General features: G+C 69.4%; 12 protein-coding genes. 4 read left to right on the top strand and 8 right to left on the bottom strand.

All coding sequences use genetic code 11. The features are described 5' to 3' along the window. Window positions 1-21: 21 nt before the first annotated feature. From ABD236_RS10415 to ABD236_RS10380, 8 genes are all read right to left on the bottom strand, one after another. Window positions 22-945, bottom strand: coding sequence for a GNAT family N-acetyltransferase (locus ABD236_RS10415; protein ID WP_344072753.1), 924 nt, complete (start codon window positions 943-945; stop codon window positions 22-24). Window positions 946-1075: 130 nt separating this feature from the next. Beyond that, a complete protein-coding gene (locus ABD236_RS10410) occupies window positions 1076-2224 on the bottom strand; it encodes an ABC transporter ATP-binding protein (RefSeq protein ID WP_344072751.1) in 1149 nt (382 codons plus the stop codon). Then, a complete protein-coding gene (locus ABD236_RS10405; RefSeq protein ID WP_344072749.1) occupies window positions 2217-3272 on the bottom strand; it encodes an ABC transporter ATP-binding protein in 1056 nt (351 codons plus the stop codon). The genes ABD236_RS10410 and ABD236_RS10405 overlap by 8 nt, the downstream gene beginning before the upstream one ends. 14 nt (window positions 3273-3286) lie before the next feature. Further along, window positions 3287-4228: an ABC transporter permease gene (locus tag ABD236_RS10400; RefSeq protein ID WP_344072747.1), complete on the bottom strand. Its 942-nt coding sequence runs from the start codon at window positions 4226-4228 to the stop codon at window positions 3287-3289. Then, window positions 4221-5147: an ABC transporter permease gene (locus tag ABD236_RS10395; RefSeq protein WP_344072745.1), complete on the bottom strand. Its 927-nt coding sequence runs from the start codon at window positions 5145-5147 to the stop codon at window positions 4221-4223. Before ABD236_RS10395 ends, ABD236_RS10400 begins: the two co-directional genes overlap by 8 nt. Before the next feature lie 153 nt (window positions 5148-5300). Beyond that, complete coding sequence (locus ABD236_RS10390) at window positions 5301-6923, bottom strand: peptide ABC transporter substrate-binding protein (RefSeq protein WP_344072742.1); 1623 nt, start codon at window positions 6921-6923, stop codon at window positions 5301-5303. A gap of 456 nt (window positions 6924-7379) precedes the next feature. Further along, window positions 7380-9287 carry a translational GTPase TypA gene (gene typA, locus ABD236_RS10385; RefSeq protein ID WP_344072740.1) on the bottom strand — a complete coding sequence of 636 codons (1908 nt, stop codon included), beginning with the start codon at window positions 9285-9287 and terminating at the stop codon, window positions 7380-7382. 307 nt (window positions 9288-9594) lie between these two features. Then, window positions 9595-12084, bottom strand: a complete 2490-nt coding sequence (locus ABD236_RS10380; RefSeq protein ID WP_344072738.1) for an ABC transporter family substrate-binding protein — start codon at window positions 12082-12084, stop codon at window positions 9595-9597. 311 nt (window positions 12085-12395) lie between these two features. On the opposite strand from ABD236_RS10380, the gene ABD236_RS10375 reads away from it, so the two are divergent. The 4 genes from ABD236_RS10375 to ABD236_RS10360 are packed head-to-tail and all read left to right on the top strand — an operon-like array spanning window position 12396 to window position 16227. Beyond that, window positions 12396-12683 carry a hypothetical protein gene (locus tag ABD236_RS10375; protein WP_344072736.1) on the top strand — a complete coding sequence of 96 codons (288 nt, stop codon included), beginning with the start codon at window positions 12396-12398 and terminating at the stop codon, window positions 12681-12683. Between the two features lie 21 nt (window positions 12684-12704). Continuing rightward, window positions 12705-13523, top strand: a complete 819-nt coding sequence (locus ABD236_RS10370; protein ID WP_344072734.1) for a hypothetical protein — start codon at window positions 12705-12707, stop codon at window positions 13521-13523. Further along, the gene (locus tag ABD236_RS10365) at window positions 13523-15457 is read left to right on the top strand and encodes a fumarate reductase/succinate dehydrogenase flavoprotein subunit (RefSeq protein ID WP_344072732.1); all 1935 of its coding nucleotides are present in this window, start codon (window positions 13523-13525) and stop codon (window positions 15455-15457) included. The genes ABD236_RS10370 and ABD236_RS10365 overlap by 1 nt, the downstream gene beginning before the upstream one ends. Beyond that, a complete protein-coding gene (locus ABD236_RS10360) occupies window positions 15454-16227 on the top strand; it encodes a succinate dehydrogenase/fumarate reductase iron-sulfur subunit (RefSeq protein ID WP_344072730.1) in 774 nt (257 codons plus the stop codon). Before ABD236_RS10365 ends, ABD236_RS10360 begins: the two co-directional genes overlap by 4 nt. Window positions 16228-16282: the final 55 nt, after the last annotated feature.

The following is a 16282-nucleotide window of genomic DNA, read 5'->3' as shown; positions in this document are numbered from 1 at the left end:
CACCCGTTCGGGCGCGCGGCCTCACACCGCCAGCCGCGCCTCCCACGTGTCCACCGCGTAGTGCACCCCCATGCCGTGCGCCTCGTACAGCCGCAGGGCCCCCGTGACGTTCTCCGTGTCCACGCCCAGGCCGATCGTGTCGCGGCCGCGCCGGGCGTAGACCGCGAAGGCGTGGCGCAGGAGGTGGCTGGCGAGGCCGTTGCCCCGGGCCTGTTCGAGGACGCCAAGGGTGCGGATCCAGCCCATGCCCTCGCGGTCGTCGCGGGTGATCAGGACCGCCGCGTCGCCGAGCCCGTCCGTCTGCGCGATCCACACCAGGGACCAGTCCAGGCCGGCGGCGGGGGCGATCCGGCGCAGCCACTCCTCGTACCCCTGCGGGCGGAAGTCGAAGTGGCGGGCGAAGGTCTCCTGGTGGAGGCGGTGCGCGGTGCGGCGGTCGGCCTCGCTCACGCAGGGGCGCAGCCGGACCCCGGCGGGCGGCTCGGGGAGCGGGTCGGCTGCCGGGGCGATCGGGCGGGTCAGCACGTGGTGGCGGCGCACCGTGCGCCAGCCCCGGGCGGTGAGCAGCGCGGTGTCCATGGTGGGCGTCGCGTTGAGGTGGAGGTGGACCACCGCCTCGGCCGCGCCCGCCTCGGCGGCGAGCTCGCGCGAGCGCCCCTCGGCGAGCTCCAGCAGCACCAGGCCCGCGTCCTGGCGGTCGGGCAGTACGTAGTGGTCGATGTCGACGCCGCCTTCGGCGCCCGCGTCGAGGATTGCCGCGTACGCGACCGCGCGCCCGCCCTCGACGGCCACCCAGGCCTCGCGGGCCTTCGCCAGGTCCTCCTCGACCTCGCCCAGCGCCGTCTCGGGCGCCCCTATCTCGATCTCGTCGACGGCGTTCAGCAGCGCGCACACCGCTTCCGCGTCCTCGGTGGTGGCGGCCCTGACCGCGCTCCCGTTGTCCATCCGCCCACTGTCGGACCCGAGTCGCCCGCGCCGCAACGCAATTACCCGGGGCCCGCCGGACACACGGAAGGGGCGCCCGGAACCGAGTGGTTCCGGGCGCCCCTTCCGTCACGGTCCGGGCGGTACGCGGTCAGGCCGCGCCCACCACGTCCTTCTCCTCGGCGAAGTGGCACGCCGACTCGTGCGCGGCCGGGGTGTCCTGACCCAGGAAGCGCTCGGGCACCGCGAGCAGCGGGACCTCGGTGGAGCAGCGCTCCTCCGCCTTCCAGCAGCGGGTGCGGAAGCGGCAGCCCGACGGCGGGTTGGCCGGCGAGGGCACGTCACCGGTCAGGATGATCCGCTCCCGGTGCTCACGCGCCTCCGGGTCCGGCACCGGCACCGCGGAGAGCAGCGCCTGGGTGTACGGGTGCGTCGGGTGCTCGTAGATCTCCTCGTCGGAGCCGATCTCGGCGATCTTGCCGAGGTACATCACACCGACGCGGTCCGAGATGTGCCGGACGATCGACAGGTCGTGCGCGATGAAGATGTAGGAGAGGTTGAACTCGTCCTGCAGCTTCGCCATCAGGTTGATGACCTGCGCCTGGACCGACACGTCGAGCGCGGAGACCGGCTCGTCGCAGATGATGATCTCGGGGTTGAGCGCGAGGCCGCGGGCGATGCCGATGCGCTGGCGCTGACCGCCCGAGAACTGGTGCGGGTACCGGTTGATGTACTCCGGGTTGAGGCCCACCACGTCCAGGAGCTCCTGGACCTTGCGGCGCCGGTCGCCCTTGGGAGCCACCTCGGGGTGGATCTCGAAGGGCTCCCCGATGATGTCGCCGACCGTCATCCGGGGGTTCAGGGACGTGTAGGGGTCCTGGAACACCATCTGGATGTTGCGGCGGACGGCCTTCAGCGCGCGCCCGGACAGCTTGGTGATGTCCTGGCCCTTGTAGAAGACCTCGCCGGCGGTCGCCCGCTCCAGCGTCATCAGCAGCTTGGCGACGGTGGACTTGCCGCAGCCGGACTCGCCCACGATGCCGAGGGTCTCGCCCTGGTAGAGGTCGAAGGAGACCCCGTCCACGGCCTTGACCGCGCCGATCTGCTTGCGGAACAGGATGCCCTGGGTCAGCGGGAAGTGCTTGACCAGGTTGCGCACCTGGAGGATCGGCTCGCCGCGGTCGACCTTGACGTCGAGCAGAGCCTCGACCTCGGTCGTCGTCGAGGCGTCCTTCTTCACGACGTCGGTGACGCTGGGAGTCGCGTCCACGGCCTCGTCCTTCTTGGCCGGCTCAGCCATGGATCGTCTCCTTCCAGAAGTGGCAGGCGCTGCCACGGCCGGTCAGGACCGTGCCGTCGGCCTCGGTGACCTGGTGCAGCGGCGGCAGGTCCGTACGGCAGATGTCGTCGGCCTTGGGGCAGCGCGGGTTGAAGGCGCAGCCGGCCGGGACCTTCAGCAGGTTGGGCGGCAGGCCCTTGATCGCGTACAGCTCCTGGCCCTTCTGGTCCAGGCGCGGGATCGAGTCGAGCAGACCCCGGGTGTACGGGTGCGCCGGGCGCTTGTAGAGCTCGTGCACCGGTGCGGTCTCCACGATCCGGCCCGCGTACATCACGGCGATCTTGTCCGCGACGTCGGCGACCACGCCGAGGTCGTGGGTGATCAGGATCAGACCCATGTGGTACTCGCGCTGGAGCTCCGCGAGCAGGTCCATGACCTGCGCCTGGACCGTCACGTCGAGCGCGGTGGTCGGCTCGTCCGCGATGATCAGGTCGGGCTCCAGGGCGAGCGCCATCGCGATCATGATGCGCTGGCGCATACCGCCGGAGAACTGGTGCGGGTAGTCGTTCACCCGCGCGCTCGCCGCCGGGATCTTGACCTTGTCCATCAGCTCGATGGCCTTGGCCTTGGCCTCCTTGCGGGAGGCGCCCTGGTGGACCCGGAACATCTCGCCGAGCTGGTAGCCCACGGAGAGGACCGGGTTGAGGGAGGAGAGCGCGTCCTGGAAGATCATCGCGATCTTCTGGCCACGGATCTTCCGCCGCTCCTCGCCGGACATCTTCAGCATGTCCTTGCCGCGGAACAGGATCTCGCCCTGCGGGATGCGGCCCGGCGGCATGTCCAGGATGCCCATGATCGCCTGAGCGGTCACGGACTTGCCGGAGCCGGACTCACCGAGGACGGCGAGGGTCTCGCCGGCCGAGACGGTGTAGTTGACGCCGTTGACGGCCTTGGCGACGCCGTCCCGGGTGTGGAACTCGACGTGCAGGTCGCGGACTTCGAGGAGCGGCGCGGAGTCGCCCTCGGAACGCGGGGCGGGTACACCCGCCGTTTTCTCAATGGTGGTCATGGAGTACGCCCTCCCTAGCGCATCTTCGGGTCGAAGGCGTCGCGGACCACGTCGCCGAGCATGATGAACGCCAGCACGGTGATGCTGAGCACGGCGGCGGGGAAGAGCAGGGCGTGCGGGGAGGTCAGGAACCGGTCCGTCGCGTCACTGATCATCAGGCCCCACGAGATGTTGGGGTGCTGGATGCCGATACCGAGGTACGACAGCGCCGCCTCGGCGGAGATGTAGACACCGAGGTTCATCGTCGTGACGACGATGACCGGGGCCAGCGTGTTCGGCAGGATGTGCCGGAACGCGATCCGGGTGGTGTCCGCGCCGAGCGCCTTCGCCGCCATCACGTAGTCGTTGTGCTTGTTGGCGATGACCTCACCGCGCATGATGCGGAAGACCTGCGGCCAGCCGAGCACGGCCATGATCAGCGACACCGACCAGGCGTCGCCGCCGCCGACGATCGACATGATCAGCAGGGCGCCGACGATCAGCGGCAGCGCGAAGAACACCTCGGTCACCCGCGACAGGATGGTGTCGACCCAGCCGCCGCGCAGACCCGCGATGATGCCCAGCAGACCGCCGATGGCGGTCGTCGCCAGTGCGGTGACCACACCGACGATGATCGAATTGCGGGTGCCGAAGACGGACCGCGTGTAGATGTCGCAGCCCTGGACGTCGTAGCCGAACATATGGCCGGACGTCGGCGGGTTGAGCGAGTTCTGGAGCTGGCAGAAACCGTCGCTGAACGGGCTGCGCGAGGTGAACAGGCCGGGTGCGATCGCCAGCGCCAGCAGGATCACGATGACGAAGGCGGAGATGTAGAACATCGGCCGCTTGCGCAGGATCTCCCAGCCGTCGCGGAGCAGGCTGGCCTGACGGGCCGCCGCCTTCTCCTCGGCCTCCAGGGCCTTCTCGCTCACCGGGCCGTCGGCCGGCGCGGTCTTCTCCATGGTCTTCTCACTCATAGCGGATCCTCGGGTCGAGCACGGCGTAGAGCAGGTCTACGACGAGGTTGGCCACCAGGTAGATCAGGACGAGCAGGGTGACCAGACCGACCACCACGGGCCGCTCGCGCAGGTAGACGGACTTGGCGAGCTGGCCGCCGATGCCGGGCAGGTTGAACAGCCGCTCCGTGATGATCGCGCCGCCCATCAGCGCACCGAGGTCCATGCCCAGGAAGGTGACCACGGGGATGAGGGAGTTGCGCAGCGTGTGGATGCCGATCACACGGCGCCGGGGCAGGCCCTTGGCGATCGCGGTGCGCACATAGTCGGCGCGGATCGACTCCATCATGCTCGCCCGGGTCAGTCGCGCGATGTACGCCATCGACGTGGAGGCGAGCACGAACGCCGGAAGGATGTAGCTGGTGGGCCAGCCGTCGTCGATGCCGGCGACCGGGGTGATGTCCAGCTTCACACCGAGCTCCAGCTGGAGCACGCTGCCGAGGACGAACACCGGGATCGAGATGAGCACCAGGGTGCTGATCAGGACCAGGTTGTCGACGAACTTGCCCTTCTTCAGCGCGGCAAAGATGCCGGCCGTGATGCCGATGACGGCCTCGATGCCGAAGGCGGTGAGGGCGAGCTTGAGGGTGACCGGGAAGCGCTCGCTGACGATCTCCGAGATCGGGCGACCGGTGTACGTGGTACCGAGGTCACCGGTGAAGACACCGCTGATGTAGTGCCAGTACTGCACGATCTTCGGGTCGTTGAGGTGGTACTGCTCGCGCAGCATCGCCGCGACGTTGGGGTCGGCGCGCTTCTCGCCGGCCAGTGCCTGGATCGGATCGCCCTTGAGTGCGAAGACCAGGTAGAAGATGAGGAACGTAACGCCTATCAGTACAGGGATCGCCTGCAGGATACGGCGCACGACGAATCGGCCCATCGGTTCTCCAGAGGGGTGCTGACTCGCCCGGTGCCGGTGAGGGGTGGCAGAACGGACAAGGCGGACGGCAGACAGGGTGGGCAGGGAGAGACCCGGACCGGACTCCCCCTGCCCACCCTCGGCCCGCAACTACTTCACGGGACTTGGTCTAGCTCAGCCGAGCTTGACGGTGTCCCACAGGACGTTGTGACCGGCGACGCTGATGCTCTTGATCTTCGAGCTGAAACCGGCGTTGAGCTTGTAGAAGTAGACCGGGATGTACGGCATGTCCTTGGTCAGGATGTCGTCCGCGGCCTGGTACTTCTTGATGGCCTCGTCCTTGGACGGGGCCTTGTCGCCCTCGACGAGGAGCTTCTCGAAGTCCTCGTTCACATAGCCCGCGTAGTTGGAGCCGTTCTCGATGGCGTCCTTGGAGAAGATCGGGCGGAGGTAGTTCTCCATGTTCGGGTAGTCCATGTTCCACGCCATGCGGAACCCACCCTGGTACTTCTTGGCGTCGAGGTCGTTCAGGATCGCCTGGAACTTCTCGAACGGCTTGGCGGTGACCTTGATGCCCAGGTTCTGCTGGAGCATGTTGGCGACGGCCTCGACCCACGCCTTGTGGCCGCCGTCGGCGTTGTAGCCGATCTCCAGCGTGTTGTTCGGCAGACCGCCGGCCTGCTGGAACAGCGCCTTCGCCTTGGCCGGGTCGAAGGTGCACGCCTCGCCGCAGGCGCCCTTGCGGTAGCCCTCGATGATCGGGCTGATGAAGTCGTCGGCCGGGGTGCGGGCACCCTGGAAGATCTTCTCGGAGATCGTCTTCCGGTCGATCGCCATCGAGAGCGCCTTGCGCAGCTCGGGCTTCTTGAAGGCGTCGTTGTACTTCAGCGGGAAGCCGATGAAGCCGACACTGGAGTCCGGCGTGTCGATGACACGGTTGTCCAGGTCCTTCTTGTACGTCGCGAGCGCCGAGTCCGGGATCGCGATGTGGAAGTCGATGTTGCCCGCGAGGAGGTCCTTGTAGGCGGTGTCCAGGTTCGAGTAGATCTTGAAGTTGACGCCCTTGACCTCGATCTTCGAGGCCTCCGGGTACTTGTCGTACTTCACGACGCTGATCTTCTCGTCGTGCTGGAACTTGCCCGACATCTTGAACGGGCCGTTGCCGATCGGGGCCTCGCCGAAGCCCTTGGGGTCGTTGAAGAAGACCTTCGGCAGCGGCGAGAACGCCGAGAAGGAGAGCTGGGCCGGGAACGCCGAGAACGGCGCGTCCAGGGTCACCTGGAGGGTGTTGTCGTCGACGGCCTTGAGGCCGGACAGCTCCTTGGTGGCGACCTTCTTCTTCGGTCCGGGGTTGAGGTCCTTGTAACCCTGGATGTGCGAGAAGAGGGGGTTCGTCTGCTGGGCGTTGTCCTGGTTGGCGCCGTAGTTCCAGGCGTCGATGAAGGACTTCGCCGTGACGGCCTCACCGTTGTGGAAGGTGTAGCCGGGCTTCAGCTTGATCGTCCAGACCTTGGAGTCCTTGGTCTCGACGGACTGCGCCAGGTCGTTGACGACCTCGCTCTTCTCGTTCAACTTGGTGAGCCCGGTGAACAGGGCGTGGATGACCTGCCCGCCCTCGGTCTCGTAGGTGTTCGAGGGCACCAGGAGGTTCTGGGGCTCGCCGATCTCCATGGAGATCACGCCGCCCGAACCACCCTCCTTGCCCTTGCTGTCACCGTCGCCGCCACCACAGGCAGTCGCAGCCAGGGCGACGACCGCCGCACCCGCGACCCACTTGGCGCTCTTGGCACCACGCATGGGTTCCTCCTCATGAGTCCACTTGTCACAACAAGAGGGGCACAAAAAGATCGCCGACACCCCTGACGGCGATCGTTGAAGCGCCCCGAGTGTGCTCGTGAGTCGGCACTCCCCACAGTGCGTGACCCATTGACCCGAGCTCAATGGAGCCAACTATTAAGTACGGCCGGGCTGTAAACCACACTTAAAGGGTCTCGTTTTGACAACATCAGGTCAGGCCAACAGTCCGAAATCCGGACAAACAGAGCACAGACAGACACCCCCGAAACGGACCGTTAACACATCTTCCGGAGAGCGACGCTCGATATCCGAACAGGGTGTAGAGGAAAACGACTTGACCGCATGACCTGCGGAAGGCAGGGTCCGCGACCGCGCGCGGACCCACCGTACGGCAGCGGCCCGGCTCTCCGCGAAGATCGCGGAGAGCCGGGCCGCAGTGGCTCAACCGGCCGTGGCTCAGCCGTGCTTGGCGCGCGAGGCCGTGCGGCCGCGCTCCTTCTGGTCCAGGACGACCTTCCGGATACGGACGGCCTCCGGGGTCACCTCGACGCACTCGTCGTCGCGGCAGAACTCCAGGGACTGCTCCAGCGACAGCTTGCGCGGCGGGACGATCGCCTCGAAGGAGTCGGCGGAGGAGGAGCGCATGTTGGTGAGCTTCTTCTCCTTGGTGATGTTGACGTCCATGTCGTCGGCGCGCGAGTTCTCGCCGACGATCATGCCCTCGTACACCTCGGTGCCCGGGTCGGTGAAGAGCACACCGCGCTCCTGGAGGTTCGTCATCGCGAAGGCGGTGACGGCACCGGCGCGGTCGGCGACCAGCGAGCCGTTGTTACGGGTCGTCAGGGTGCCGAACCACGGCTCGTGCCCCTCGTGGATCGAGTGGGCGATACCGGTGCCGCGCGTACCGGTGAGGAACTCCGTACGGAAGCCGATGAGGCCGCGGGACGGGACGACGAACTCCATGCGGACCCAGCCGGAGCCGTGGTTGGACATGTTGTCCATGCGGCCCTTGCGGACGCCCATGAGCTGCGTGACCGCGCCCATGTGCTCCTCGGGCACGTCGACGGTGAGGCGCTCGACCGGCTCGTGGACCTTGCCGTCGACGAGCTTGGTGACGACCTGCGGCTTGCCGATGGTCAGCTCGAAGCCCTCGCGGCGCATCTGCTCGACCAGGATGGCGAGCGCCAGCTCACCACGGCCCTGCACCTCCCAGGCGTCCGGGCGCTCGGTGTCCAGCACGCGCAGCGAGACGTTACCGATCAGCTCGCGGTCCAGGCGGTCCTTCACCTGGCGGGCGGTGACCTTGCGGTCCTTGACGGCCGCCTTGGCCGAGGCGCCCTTGCCGGTGCCGCCGCGGCCGACCAGCGGCGAGGTGTTGGTGCCGATGACCATGGAGATCGCGGGCTCGTCCACCGTGATCAGCGGGAGGGCGATCGGGTTCTCGGGGTCGGCCAGGGTCTCGCCGATCATGATGTCCGGGATACCGGCGACGGCGCAGATGTCACCGGGGCCCGCAACCTCGGCGGGCTTGCGGGTGAGCGCCTCGGTCATCATCAGCTCGGTGATGCGGACGTTGGAGATCGAGCCATCGCGCTTGATCCAGGCCACGGTCTGGCCCTTGCGCAGCTCGCCCTGCTCGACGCGGAGCAGCGCGATGCGGCCGAGGAAGTTGTCGGCGTCGAGGTTGGTGACGTGGGCCTGGAGCGGCGCGTCCTCCTCGTACGTCGGGGCCGGGACGTGCTCCAGGATGGTGGAGAAGAACGGCTCCAGGTTGGTGGAGTCGGCCGGGACCGTGCCGTTCTCCGGCTTGGTCAGCGAGGCGATGCCGTCGCGGCCGCAGGCGTAGACGATCGGGAACTCGATCTGGTCCTCGTCCGCGTCCAGGTCCAGGAACAGGTCGTACGTCTCGTTGACGACCTCGTCGATCCGGGAGTCGGGGCGGTCCGTCTTGTTGATGCAGAGGATGACGGGCAGCCGCTGCTGGAGCGCCTTGCGCAGCACGAAGCGGGTCTGCGGGAGCGGGCCCTCGGAGGCGTCCACCAGCAGCACGACGGCGTCCACCATCGACAGACCGCGCTCGACCTCACCACCGAAGTCGGCGTGGCCGGGGGTGTCGATGATGTTGATCGTGATCGGGGCCCCGCCGTCCTTGGGGTGGTACTTCACCGCCGTGTTCTTGGCGAGGATCGTGATGCCCTTCTCACGCTCCAGGTCGTTCGAGTCCATCATGCGGTCGTCGAGGGACTCGGCGGCGTGCGCGGCGAAGGAGCCGGCCTGCTTGAGCATGGCGTCGACGATGGTCGTCTTGCCGTGGTCGACGTGGGCGACGATGGCGACATTGCGGATGTCGTGGCGCGTGGGCATGCTGGCTGGCGCTTCTCTCGATCGGGAATCAGGCGTCTGACGGTCGAAGCCTCGTCCGCCCGCCGGGCGCGAACACGCCACGGCTAGTCCTATGGTACGGGGCCGACGCGCCGGGGGCCTCCCGGGCCGAACCTATGATCGTTTCGCGGGGTGCGAGGTGCTGGCGAGGAGCCCTGGTCGAGGCAGCCTCGAGGCCGGGTCAAGGGCAGGTACGACCTTGCCCGCCGACGGGTCGGCGGGCAAGGGACTTGAGCCAGTTCTGAGGTTCTGACCTGCTACTTCTCAGTACGGTCGACGACCGCCCGGGTTACTTCCGCGGCCCCTTCGGGGCACTTTCCGCCTTCTTGAAACCGATGTCCTGGAAGAGCGGGGCGGCGAATCCGAACGCCCCCGCGTTGGCCACGTTGGGCTTCACCGCGACCAGCTGGGGGCGCTGGTAGAGGGGGATGGATCCGGCCGCCGCCCAGATCCGGGCGTCCGCCTTGCGCACCAGATCGCGGGCCTCGTCCTCGTCGAGCTCCCCGACCGCCTGGTCGAACAGCTGGTCGATGTGGTCGGTGCCGACCCGGGTGTAGTTCTGCTCGACCACCAGCGAGCCGTCCGAGGCGGGCTCCGGCTTGGCGAAGACCGGCCGGTCGTCGGTGGCCGGGTAGGCGGTGCCGGGCCAGGAGTAGAGCGCCAGGTCGAAGTCGCCCGAGGCGATGTGGTCCTTGAAGTAGCTGTCGTCGGCCACCTTGGAGATCTCGGTGCTGATCCCCACGGCCTTCAGCATCTGGGCGATCCGCTCGCCCACCGCCCGCAGCGACTCGGAGCCGGAGCCCGAGGGCAGGACGAAGCGCAGGGTCAGCGGCTTGCCGTCCTTGCCCAGCGGCCCGCCGGCCGCCGGGGCCGCGGTGCCCTTGGGCGCGTACGCGCCGGGGGCGCCGCCCTTGTGCTGGGCCTCGGCGCGGTGGGCGTCCTGCCGTCTGCCGTGCTCCTTCTTCCCGCCGGCCTCGTCCTGGCCGGGGTGGCCGTGGCCCGCGTCGTCCAGCGCGTCCGCCTGACGCATCAGGGCGATCTCCTGGACCGCGGCGGCGCGGGCCGGGGCGAGCACATGGGTGTCGGCGGCGCCGGAGCCGCCGGGCCGGTTGTCACCGGGCCGGTCGTCGCCCCCGGAGCCGGTCGGGGCGCCGGGCCGCTCCTCGTCCGCGTAGTAGGGGCCCTCGCCGACCTTGGCGCCGCCGAGCGAGTACACGTTCGGGCCCGAGCGGACCCGGTGGCCCTTGTCGTCGCCCACGATGTAGGTGCCGTCGTCCCCGGCGCCCTCCCGCTTGGCGTCGTCGTCCGCGTTCGCGCCGGACGCCTTGCTGCCCGCCTTGGTCGTGCCGGGCTTCTGCCGGGCGCCGCCCGGGGTCCAGCCCGCGTCCGCGAGCAGGGCCTGCGCCTCGTGGGTGTCCTGGCCGCCGAGCGCGTCGCTGTTGTCGGCGTACGCGGGCTGGCCCGCCAGGGCCAGATGGCTGCCGGGTGGCTGGACGGGCAGGCCGAGCGGCTTGAGCACGATCTCCGCGAGCTCCTGGCGGTCCAGCGCCCTCGCCACCGCCCGGCGCACCCGCTCGTCGGCGAGCGGGCCGGTGCTGCCGTTCAGGGCGAGCTGGGTGTAGGCGGGCTCCAGGGACTTGCGGATGGTGAGCCCCGCAAGTCCCGTCTGCTCCCGCGCGTACCGTTCGACGGCCTCGCGGGTCTGCTTGCGCGCCCGGATCTCGGCCTCGGCGCGCTCCTCGTCGGAGCCGTGCGCGATCGCCCAGGAGCGCAGCGCCAGGGCCGGGGTGACGGCGGCGCCGGGGCCGTGGGTGAGCCCGGGGCCGTCGGCGCCGCGGCCGGCGCCCTTGTCGCGCTCGGCCAGGGTGATGCGGTCGGCGGCGGACCGGTCGATCTCGGCCACGTCCAGGCTGCCGTCGGCGAGGGCGCCGACCCGCTTGTCGCGCGGCACGGCCCGGAAGACCAGCTCGTCGAGCTTGCTGGGGCGGCCCCACCAGCGCGGGTTGCGGGCCAGCGTGACGGTGCCCCTGTCGCGGTCCGAGGCCTTCAGGAGAAACGGTCCTGCGGTGGCCTTCAGCTTGCCGCGGGCGCCGTCGTTGAAGGCGTCCGGGGTGCCGGTGACGTCCTTGGGGTAGAGCGGGCTGAACAGGGCCCGCCAGTCCGCGTACGGCTTGGCGAAGGTGACCTTGACCTCCAGGTCGTTGGCGCCCTTCTCGATCTTCTCGATCCGCTCGTACCCGGCGTTGCGCGCGGTCCAGTACGCCGTGTCGCGCCCGCTCAGCGCGCGCCACTGGGCCACGAAGTCGGGTGCGCCGATCTCCCGCCCGTCGCTCCACACCGCCTTCTGGTTCAGCTTGTAGAGCACCACCTGCTTGGGCTCGCGCTGCACGATCTCGGCGCGCTCCAGATAGTCCGGGTTGCGCTGCGGGCGCCCGCGCTCGTCCAGGGTGAACAGGGACGGCAGCACCGCGCCGGTGATCCGGGCGGTGGCGGCGTCGGCGTCCGCCTGGAAGGCGTTGAGCGTCTGGGGCAGCGCGTCGACGGCCCAGCGCAGGGTGCCCCCGTCGGCCACCTGGGGCCGGGCCGCCGCGCCGATGTCCTGGGGGGCCACGACCGCGGCGGCCTCGTCGTCGCCCGAGGAGCAGCCGGTCAGTGCGGGGAGCGCCAGCACACCGGAGGTGAGGAGCGCGACGGACCGGAGCGACGCGACGGTGCGGATCGCGGCGACGGTGCGGATCGCCCGGGATGCCCTCCCGCGCTGGACGCCGACGTGGGGCATGTTTGTACCTCTTCGTCAGTTTTTATTTGCTTGGTGGCATTTCGCGATGATCACACGTATTGCCCACCCACTGAAGAGGACGCCGTCCCCGCCCGTACGGCGACACGGCGCGGCGGCGGCCGGATCCCACCCGTGCGGCTCAATGACGGCGCGTACGGCTCGGCGCACGCCCCCACAACCCGGTGCACACACCTTCACAACCACGGAAGTGACGCGCGACACTCTCAGGCGCATGACCTTTCGGGGGGATCCGGAGGTCGCCCTCCGGAATGACCGGTCACCGCCCGCCACTGCGGAAGGTAGGGCACGTCATGTCCCTGCAGGACGAGTTGACGGCAGTTCAGCGCTGCCTCGACGACCTGGTCAGGTCGGTGGGACGGCTGGAGAAGCAGGTCGGCGACGACGGCCTGGACATCCGCCGGATACGGACCGACACCGACCATCTGCGCGAGAGCGTCGCGCTGCTGCGCCAGACCGCCGCCCCGCCCGTCGGGCCCCGCCCCGACCTGGTCACCATCCCGGACACGCCGTACGACACCTCGCTGTGGACGGACTCGGACGACGAAGGTCTGGGCGCCCGCGACCGGCGCGCCCCCTGACTCACGCGACTGGAGCCACTGTTGGCCACAGGCACCGAACCCCAACCGCTCACCGGCGTTCACGACGCCTCGCGCGCCGCCATCGCGCCCCGCCATCTGCGCACCGACCGCTGGTGGCTGGCGCCGGCCGTGACCGCCGCCGGACTGCTCGCCTTCGTCGTCTACTCGACCTGGCGGGCCTTCGTGAACGACGACTACTACGCCGCGCCCTACGTCTCGCCCTTCTACTCCCCGTGCGTCGCCGACAACTGCGTCCCGATGCGCGGCGGCCCGAACGCGGATCTCTTCGGCAGCTGGTGGGGCCTGTCCCCCGCGCTGCTGATCCTGATCTTCCCGCTGGCCTTCCGGGGCACCTGCTACTACTACCGCAAGGCCTACTACCGGGGCTTCTGGGCCTCGCCCCCGGCCTGCGCGGTGGCCGAGCCGCACAAGAGGTACTCGGGCGAGACCCGCTTCCCGCTGATCATCCAGAACATCCACCGGTACACGTTCTACTTCGCGCTGCCGGTCGCCGCGTTCCTCACGTACGACACGGTGCTCGCCTACCGCGACGAGCACTACCGCTGGGGCCATATGGGCCTCGGCACCCTGGTCTTCACCCTCAACATCGTGCTGATCTGGGCGTACACCCTCTCCTGCCACTCCTGCCGGCACATCGTCGGCGGCCGGCTGCGGCACTTCTCCAAGCACCCGGTCCGCTATCGGATGTGGAGCTGGGCCGGAAAGCTCAACCGCCACCACATGCTGCTCGCCTGGGCCTCGTTGATCAGTGTCTCGCTGGCCGACCTGTATGTGTACTTCCTCGCCACCGGGGCCTTCGACGATCCGAGGTTCTTCTGATGACGCAAGTGGAACGGCAGCAGTGGGACGTCGTCGTGGTGGGTGCGGGCGGCGCCGGTCTGCGGGCCGCCATCGAGGCCCGCGAGCAGGGCGCCCGTACGGCCGTGATCTGCAAGTCCCTCTTCGGCAAGGCCCACACGGTGATGGCCGAGGGCGGGATCGCCGCCTCCATGGGCAATGTGAACTCCGGCGACAACTGGCAGGTCCACTTCCGCGACACCATGCGCGGCGGCAAGTTCCTCAACCAGTGGCGGATGGCCGAGCTCCACGCGCGCGAGGCGCCCGACCGGGTGTGGGAGCTGGAGACCTGGGGCGCCCTCTTCGACCGTACGCCGGACGGCCGGATCTCCCAGCGCAACTTCGGCGGCCACGAGTACCCGCGCCTCGCCCACGTCGGCGACCGCACCGGACTGGAGCTCATCCGCACCCTCCAGCAGAAGATCGTCTCGCTCCAGCAGGACGACAAGCGCGAGTTCGGCGACTACGAGGCCCGGCTCAAGGTCTTCCAGGAGTGCACGGTCACGCGCGTACTGAAAGACGACGACCGGGTCAGCGGCGCCTTCTGCTACGAGCGCGAGTCCGGCCGCTTCTTCGTCCTGGAGGCCCCGGCCGTCGTCCTGGCCACCGGAGGCATCGGCAAGTCCTTCAAGGTGACCTCCAACTCCTGGGAGTACACCGGCGACGGCCACGCGCTCGCGCTGCTCGCCGGGGCGCCGCTGCTCAACATGGAGTTCGTGCAGTTCCACCCGACCGGCATGGTCTGGCCCCCGTCGGTGAAGGGCATCCTGGTCACCGAGTCGGTGCGCGGCGACGGCGGGGTGCTGCGCAACTCCGAGGGCAAGCGCTTCATGTTCGACTACGTGCCGGACGTCTTCAAGGAGAAGTACGCGGAGTCCGAGGCCGAGGGCGACCGCTGGTACGAGGACCCGGACCACAACCGCCGCCCGCCCGAGCTGCTGCCGCGCGACGAGGTGGCCCGCGCCATCAACTCCGAGGTGAAGGCGGGCCGGGGCTCCCCGCACGGCGGTGTCTTCCTGGATGTCTCCACCCGGATGCCCGCCGAGGTCATCCGGCGCCGGCTGCCCTCCATGCACCACCAGTTCAAGGAGCTGGCCGACGTCGACATCACGGCCGAGCCCATGGAGGTCGGCCCGACCTGCCACTACGTGATGGGCGGCATCGCCGTCGACTCGGACACCGCCGCCGCGCGCGGGGTGCCCGGCCTCTTCGCGGCGGGCGAGGTGGCCGGCGGGATGCACGGCTCCAACCGGCTCGGCGGCAACTCCCTCTCCGACCTGCTGGTCTTCGGCCGCCGCGCCGGGCTGCACGCCGCCGAGTACGCCTCGGCGCTCGCCGGTGCCCGCCCTGGCGTCGACGACGCCCAGGTGGACCTGGCGGCGGCCGAGGCGCTGCGGCCGTTCAGCGCGGAGCCCGCCGACGCCACGGCCGCCGCGCCGGAGAACCCGTACACCCTCCACCAGGAGCTCCAGCAGGCCATGAACGACCTGGTCGGCATCATCCGCCGGGACGCGGAGATGCGGCAGGCCCTGGAGAAACTGGGTGAGCTGCGCGTACGGGCCCGGCGGGCCGGGGTGGAGGGGCACCGCCAGTTCAACCCCGGCTGGCACCTCGCCCTCGATCTGCGGAACATGCTCCTGGTCAGCGAGTGCGTGGCGCGCGCGGCCCTGGAGCGCACCGAGAGCCGGGGCGGCCACACCCGCGAGGACTGGCCCGCGATGGACCGTAGCTGGCGGCGGGCCAACCTGCTGTGCCGGCTGGCCGACCCCACCGAAGGCCTGGCGGCCACCGACCCGGTGCGCGGCCAGATCCGGCTGACCCGCGAAGAGACCGAACCCATCCGTGCCGACCTGCTCGCCCTCTTCGAGAAGGAGGAGCTGGTCAAGTACCTCGCCGAAGAGGAGCTCCACGAGTGACCACGTATGACGCGAGCTTCCGGGTCTGGCGGGGCGACACCGGCGGCGGTGCCCTGAGGGACTTCACGGTGGAGGTGAACGAGGGCGAGGTCGTCCTCGACATCATCCACCGCCTCCAGGCCACCCAGGCGCCGGACCTGGCGGTGCGCTGGAACTGCAAGGCGGGCAAGTGCGGTTCCTGCTCGGCGGAGATCAACGGGCGGCCCCGGCTCATGTGCATGACCCGGATGTCGGTCTTCGCGCGCGAGGAGACCGTCACGGTCACCCCGCTGCGGGCGTTCCCGGTCGTCCGCGACCTGGTGACCGACGTCTCCTTCAACTATGAGAAGGCGCGGGAAGTTCCCGCCTTCGTCCCTCCGAAGGGGGTCGCGGCGGGCGAGTACCGGATGCGGCAGATCGACGTGGAGCGCTCGCAGGAGTTCCGCAAGTGCATCGAGTGCTTCCTGTGCCAGGACACCTGCCATGTGGTGCGCGACCACGAGGAGAACAAGGCCGCCTTCGCGGGCCCGCGCTTCCTGATGCGGGTGGCCGAGCTGGACATGCACCCCCTGGACGCGGCCGACGAGACGGGCCTGGACCGCAGGGCCGGTGCCCAGGACGAGCACGGCCTCGGCTACTGCAACATCACCAAGTGCTGCACGGAGGTCTGCCCCGAGCACATCAAGATCACCGACAATGCGCTGATCCCGCTGAAGGAGCGGGTGGTGGACCGCAAGTACGACCCGCTGGTCTGGCTGGGCAACAAGATCGGCCGCCGGCCCGGGAGCTAGGCCGGGTACGACCCGGTACGGCGGCGGGGCCCGGCATCCGTGGATGCCGGGCCCC

The organism is Streptomyces crystallinus (genome assembly GCF_039521265.1).
Lineage (GTDB): Bacteria > Actinomycetota > Actinomycetes > Streptomycetales > Streptomycetaceae > Streptomyces > Streptomyces crystallinus.
Note: the sequence above shows the minus strand (reverse complement) of the source record. Positions and strands in the feature narration are given on the sequence as shown.

What these genes read in the sequence shown, in the direction of transcription:
- ABD236_RS10415 (WP_344072753.1), bottom strand. Translation starts at nt 945, where the DNA reads ATGGACAACGGGAGCGCGGTCAGGGCCGCCACCACCGAGGACGCGGAA.
- ABD236_RS10410 (WP_344072751.1), bottom strand. Translation starts at nt 2,224, where the DNA reads ATGGCTGAGCCGGCCAAGAAGGACGAGGCCGTGGACGCGACTCCCAGC.
- ABD236_RS10405 (WP_344072749.1), bottom strand. Translation starts at nt 3,272, where the DNA reads ATGACCACCATTGAGAAAACGGCGGGTGTACCCGCCCCGCGTTCCGAG.
- ABD236_RS10400 (WP_344072747.1), bottom strand. Translation starts at nt 4,228, where the DNA reads ATGAGTGAGAAGACCATGGAGAAGACCGCGCCGGCCGACGGCCCGGTG.
- ABD236_RS10395 (WP_344072745.1), bottom strand. Translation starts at nt 5,147, where the DNA reads ATGGGCCGATTCGTCGTGCGCCGTATCCTGCAGGCGATCCCTGTACTG.
- ABD236_RS10390 (WP_344072742.1), bottom strand. Translation starts at nt 6,923, where the DNA reads ATGCGTGGTGCCAAGAGCGCCAAGTGGGTCGCGGGTGCGGCGGTCGTC.
- typA (WP_344072740.1), bottom strand. Translation starts at nt 9,287, where the DNA reads ATGCCCACGCGCCACGACATCCGCAATGTCGCCATCGTCGCCCACGTC.
- ABD236_RS10380 (WP_344072738.1), bottom strand. Translation starts at nt 12,084, where the DNA reads ATGCCCCACGTCGGCGTCCAGCGCGGGAGGGCATCCCGGGCGATCCGC.
- ABD236_RS10375 (WP_344072736.1), top strand. Translation starts at nt 12,396, where the DNA reads ATGTCCCTGCAGGACGAGTTGACGGCAGTTCAGCGCTGCCTCGACGAC.
- ABD236_RS10365 (WP_344072732.1), top strand. Translation starts at nt 13,523, where the DNA reads ATGACGCAAGTGGAACGGCAGCAGTGGGACGTCGTCGTGGTGGGTGCG.